The 4744-nt window shown below is 54.7% G+C and carries 5 protein-coding genes and 2 pseudogenes; 5 read left to right on the top strand and 2 right to left on the bottom strand.

Annotation, left to right across the window (positions count from 1 at the left end; genetic code table 11):
- Positions 1-162: 162 nt before the first annotated feature.
- Positions 163-267 (top strand): annotated as a pseudogene (locus PPP56_RS11180) (DUF4385 family protein); the annotation flags it as partial.
- 257 nt (positions 268-524) lie between these two features.
- Here the strand turns inward: PPP56_RS11180 and PPP56_RS11175 are convergent.
- Positions 525-1625 (bottom strand): 6-bladed beta-propeller, encoded by a 1101-nt coding sequence (locus tag PPP56_RS11175; protein ID WP_353564125.1) that lies wholly within the window; start codon positions 1623-1625, stop codon positions 525-527.
- 305 nt (positions 1626-1930) lie between these two features.
- Between PPP56_RS11175 and PPP56_RS11170 the strand changes: the two are divergent.
- From PPP56_RS11170 to PPP56_RS11155, 4 genes and pseudogenes are all read left to right on the top strand, one after another.
- A pseudogene (locus tag PPP56_RS11170) lies at positions 1931-2777 on the top strand (IS5 family transposase).
- 95 nt (positions 2778-2872) lie between these two features.
- Complete coding sequence (locus tag PPP56_RS11165; RefSeq protein ID WP_353564124.1) at positions 2873-3127, top strand: hypothetical protein; 255 nt, start codon at positions 2873-2875, stop codon at positions 3125-3127.
- 127 nt (positions 3128-3254) lie between these two features.
- The gene (locus tag PPP56_RS11160) at positions 3255-3503 is read left to right on the top strand and encodes a ribbon-helix-helix domain-containing protein (protein WP_353564123.1); all 249 of its coding nucleotides are present in this window, start codon (positions 3255-3257) and stop codon (positions 3501-3503) included.
- Positions 3500-3664, top strand: a complete 165-nt coding sequence (locus tag PPP56_RS11155; protein ID WP_353564122.1) for a PIN domain-containing protein — start codon at positions 3500-3502, stop codon at positions 3662-3664. Before PPP56_RS11160 ends, PPP56_RS11155 begins: the two co-directional genes overlap by 4 nt.
- A 47-nt stretch (positions 3665-3711) precedes the next feature.
- Here PPP56_RS11155 and PPP56_RS11150 read toward each other — a convergent pair whose 3' ends face one another.
- Positions 3712-4353 (bottom strand): hypothetical protein, encoded by a 642-nt coding sequence (locus tag PPP56_RS11150; RefSeq protein WP_353564121.1) that lies wholly within the window; start codon positions 4351-4353, stop codon positions 3712-3714.
- Positions 4354-4744: the final 391 nt, after the last annotated feature.

Here is a 4744-nt window from a genome sequence, read left to right as displayed (position 1 = left end):
GCCGAAGGGTACAGACTATACGCTCCGTCTGCTACGCGACGCCTCTGAAACGGTGGATCTGGCTACCCTGCCCGATATGAAGCCGCTGGCGGTTCGCGATATACTGCCGCCTGAAGACGCAGCCAACGCATCCCCCAACCGCACGACCGACGCCGATCCCGCATGAGCACGTACGACCTCGACTTTTCGGCGCATCCCGAGGCGTACCGCATCCAGCCGAACGAGAAGGGCGTGTTCAAGGTGGAGCCGTACAAGAGTGTGCTGCTTCGGCACTGAAGGCTTAGCTGTAAACTGCAGAAGTTATAAGTAAGTCAGCAAAAATACATGTACACCTTGTCATCGCGAGGAGGGAGCTTGCGACCGACGCGGCGATCTCATGCGTCACTTGCAGGGGTTTATCCCACTTGCAAGGTACAAGATTGCACTCCAAGAGCACTCCCTCGCTGCGCTCACAGCGCCACGTCGCTGGCGCTCCTCGCAATGACATATTCGAAGATTCTTTTGTGGGCCTACTTATGAGGCAATCAAAGCAGATTAGTGACGTCGTAAATATCTACTTTTTGTGCGCCCGAGGAGCTGGTGCGTATGCCGTATGCTTTTCCGTCTTTGACGACTTGCAGGAAGACAATTCCTTCTAACGTAAACTCCGACAACTGCTGGCCACTTTCATCAAACACGCGATACGCGGTATTTCCTTCGTCGAACGCATCGGGATCATTCACGGCAATCCAGATTCGATTTTCCGTATCCACAACCATGTGCTCAAATGCAGGCATGGCATCAGGGGCCTCACGCCGCAGTTGCTCCACCTGGTCTGAAGAAAACTCAGATCCCATCCGCTGTATCTCGGTTTCCAACAACTCCTCTGTAACGGGTATAGAAGTGTGATTGTCTTCTACTGCAGTCGCTGTATTTCCATTAACAGGACTGACGCTCTGAATCTCGATCCGTTCATTCATCCCATATAGGATGTCCCCGTCTTGACCAACTGTAACGACGGGACGTTTGCCAAATGGCATGAGACGTACGGAAAAGCCTCCGTTTTCGAACACAATAAACTCTCGATCAGGAAGCGTGGCTATGGGATTTTCTTCTCCAAGAAAATGAACATGGATGGCCCGATCTTCATTTCGATTGCTCGGACTAAACCCGCGTCCTGATACAACCACTTTTTCCCCGTCAGGCAACACCCAGATTCCGTGTAGCCCGACCAACGGGCCTCCAATCATGCTGGGGCTGAGTCCGTCGTCGCGCGATGGAATGGACGTGGTGGTACTCCGACTCATGTTGCCCGTGGGAAATGCGACAATCCGGCGGGCCGCACGGTCGTGTACAAACAGCGAGTCGTTCGGCCCCATGTCGATACCAGAGATCGACTGAAACTCTCCGGGGCCTTGCCCGCGCCCTCCGAACGAGTCGTCGTATGATCCTTCTGAAGTGTATCTGTGCACCTGCATGTTGATGTAGTCGCCTACATAGACCCTGCTTTCTTCGTCTACAGCAATGCCTTGAATCAGGCCAATGCGCTCGTCCCCGATCTGAGCGTCGGGTTGATGCGGATCATCTGGAAGCCCCAGTCCAAGTAGGCCCACAAGCAGAGCGGTGACGGATAAGGAGATGCTCATACCAAGTTATTTACCTTAAGTAAGTCAGCAAAAATACATGTACACCTTGTCATCGCGAGGAGGGAGCTTGCGACCGACGCGGCGATCTCCATGGCCCCGTTAGAGCGGTTTATTCTGCTTAGAAGGCCCAAGATTGCACCCCAGGAGCACTCGTTCGCTGCGCTCACAGCGCCGCGTCGCTGGCGCTCCTCGCAATGACATATTCGAAGATTCTTTTGTGGGCCTACTTAGTGCTCATCCGAAAACCTCCGTAGAGAGTTAAAGGGTTGGTTACCCCCCTTCACGTTCTTCTACGGAGGCCTCGGATGCATCCCTATACGCTCGAATTTGGAGTTGATCCTGACTTTCTTCCGCCTGAGTCGCTTTGGCTCGCCGTCGAGCCTCTTCTTCCCGAACCGAAGCCTCGCCCGAAAGGCGGACGTCCTCCGATGCCGAACCGAACGGCCTTCTTTGCGATGTTCTATCTGATGCGCACCGGTTGTCAGTGGAAGGCGATTCCCCGTAGCCTCGGGGCCGGGTCGACGGTTCACGACCGGTTTCAGGCGTGGCAGAAGGCCGGCGTTTTCCAAGAGCTTTGGACCACAGGATTACTCGAATACAACACCGACATCGGACTGGATTTCGAGTGGCAATCCCTGGACGGATGCATCACGAAAGCACCCCTTGAAAGCCCCGCTTGGGGGAGAGCAAACCGGCCCCAATCCCACAGATCGGGGCAAAAAAGGCACAAAACGGCATCTTCTTACCGAAGCGGCGGGCCTTCCAATCGGTCTCGTCGTAACGGGAGCGAACCGCCACGATAAAACGCAGGTCGAAGCCGTTTTTGAGAGCATGCCTCTGCTTGCGCCCCTGCCGACCGACGAGCAGCCGCAGCACTTTTGCGCAGACAAAGGCTACGACTATTCGGACGTTCGATCCTTGATCGGATTCATGCAGATGATCGACCACATCAAAAGTCGGGGCGAGGAGAAAACTGATTTGCGCTTGCCTGGATACCGAGCCCGACGGTGGGTCTGTGAGCGAACCCACAGTTGGATGAACCGATTCCGACGCCTGCTCATCCGGTGGGAGAAGAAACTCGACAACTTTCTCGCGTTTCTTCATCTAGCCTGCTCCTTCATCGTTTGGCGGCACTGTCCGGTTTTCGGATAGGGTCTTAGCAGCGCGGAAGGCTGGAACAGCATTGAGACCTTTGGCCGGATCGCCGGACGCTCTCTCTTGCCCAGCGCGAGATTGAAGCGGAGTCGGTGGCCTACCTCGTGTGCCGCCGGGCGGGTCTGCATAGCCTCTCGGAGCGCTACCTCCACACGCATGTCCGGCGCGTTAAGACCCGCTCCAACGGGACGTCTTCACAAACATCCTCAGAAGAGGATCAGCCCAGTCAGGATGCTTCTGAACAAAACGTGCTGCCCCCGATCGGACTGGAGGCGGTACTCAAGGCCGTGAAGTATGTTGAGGACATGGGCAAGGCAGGGTTTGAATCGAAGCGGGACGCCGAGTGATTTTCGACACGCCACGAAAGTTCGGGCCCATTGGGCATGGGATTCCCTGTTCGTGCAAGAGCGAACCTGGGAGCTACGACCTGGATATACTTTGGTGCAATACGCAACCATAACAAACCACCTACCTATGTCTGCGCTTACCCTCAAAGGCATCCCGGAGGACGTGATGAACCGCATTCGGGAATTGGCTGATACCGAACGTCGCAGCCTCAACCAGCAAGCCATCCTGCTATTGGAGCGCGCCGTGGCTGAGCAGCCCAATTCGTTCGGCACCGCCTACCGCCGGTTTCGAGAGCAGCATGGGCCGTCGCCACTCACCAAGGGCGACCTCAGCGGCTTGCGGAGCGATGATCCGGGACGCGAGGTGCGCCTGTGATTCGCTACCTGCTGGACACGAATATCGTCTCCGAACCGGCACGCCCGGCGGCCATAGCCGCCACCCGGTCGCTCATCCTGGTCACGCGCAATACATCCGATTTTGAAGCGTATACAGCGCTGACAATGGATGTGCACATCGAGAACTGGTTTTCCAGCTAAGGGTAGATTCAAAAGTTGGGTTCAAACGCAAAGATACACGCCTGCCCTCATCGGCTCATTTCTGTGGCACGGTCTTGGGCCCGTACCAACACATCCCGAAAATCTTCGATCTGTTCGCGATCAGTAAAGCGCACCACAGATTGTAAGTCACTTGTGGAAGTATCCCCCAGTAGGATTCGAGCCGAAGGACCATCAGGTGTTGCTGAAAACGTAAACCGGAGCGCTGGGCGCCATTCTTCCACATCTTCGCTTATGCGCAGAATGTCCTGCTGCGGGGCATGCATAAACTCCACGAACGTCCCTTTTCCCTCCTGGTCGGCGTCAGACCAGTGGTCGTTTGCGCGCTGCGCTGCATCCACCAGAGCATCTACGTTCCGATCGGCAATCGGCACCGCACGTGGTATGACAGCATGACCAAGGCTATAGCTTGCGGATGCTGGTCCCATGTGAGGAGCTACCAGAACGTATCCCACCTCCATATTGTCTACTGCTGCGAATACGACGTAGTCACGGTCTGAGGCCATATCCTCATCGCCTATGATCAGCTCCATCTGAGTTATGGAAGATGTAGTCTCGTATGGGATACTGGCTGTGGAGTGATACGGAACGTGGTCAACTGAACGACATCCCGAAAGAACGAGAAGCACTGCAGCTACGAGCATTATAATGTTGATTTGAAGACGCATCATACAGAAGTTAGAAGTCGAGTCAGGAAATGTCTCATGGGGTAAGGTATTACAACGGAGAGACATATATCGAGAATGCAGACCAAGAAATGCGCAATGTCAGGATGCTCCATGTCAACCACGGTTGACTCCTACGCATTTGACTTGCGCGCGTAGCTCTTGGATACAGAACCCCGGACACCACATGTCCGCCCAAGGAGGGTGCTGCGTAGACTCATGTAGAATAGGCATTGCCCTTTGCCATGGAGAAATGATGTTAGACCATCAGAAGATGACCATCCCGTGCTCTTTTCAGGCGATTCGCTTGCCTCTATTATGTGTTATCACTATGTTTAAAGAGCATATCGCATCTACTCCAATCCGCTAATGCAGTATGGACCTTTCTCCGACAAGC

Origin of the sequence: Longimonas sp., from assembly GCF_040409695.1 — a bacterium.
In the GTDB taxonomy this organism is placed as follows: domain Bacteria; phylum Bacteroidota; class Rhodothermia; order Rhodothermales; family Salinibacteraceae; genus Longimonas.
This window is presented reverse-complemented; position numbering and strand designations above follow the sequence as displayed.

What these genes read in the sequence shown, in the direction of transcription:
- PPP56_RS11175 (WP_353564125.1), bottom strand. Translation starts at nt 1,625, where the DNA reads ATGAGCATCTCCTTATCCGTCACCGCTCTGCTTGTGGGCCTACTTGGA.
- PPP56_RS11160 (WP_353564123.1), top strand. Translation starts at nt 3,255, where the DNA reads ATGTCTGCGCTTACCCTCAAAGGCATCCCGGAGGACGTGATGAACCGC.
- PPP56_RS11150 (WP_353564121.1), bottom strand. Translation starts at nt 4,353, where the DNA reads ATGATGCGTCTTCAAATCAACATTATAATGCTCGTAGCTGCAGTGCTT.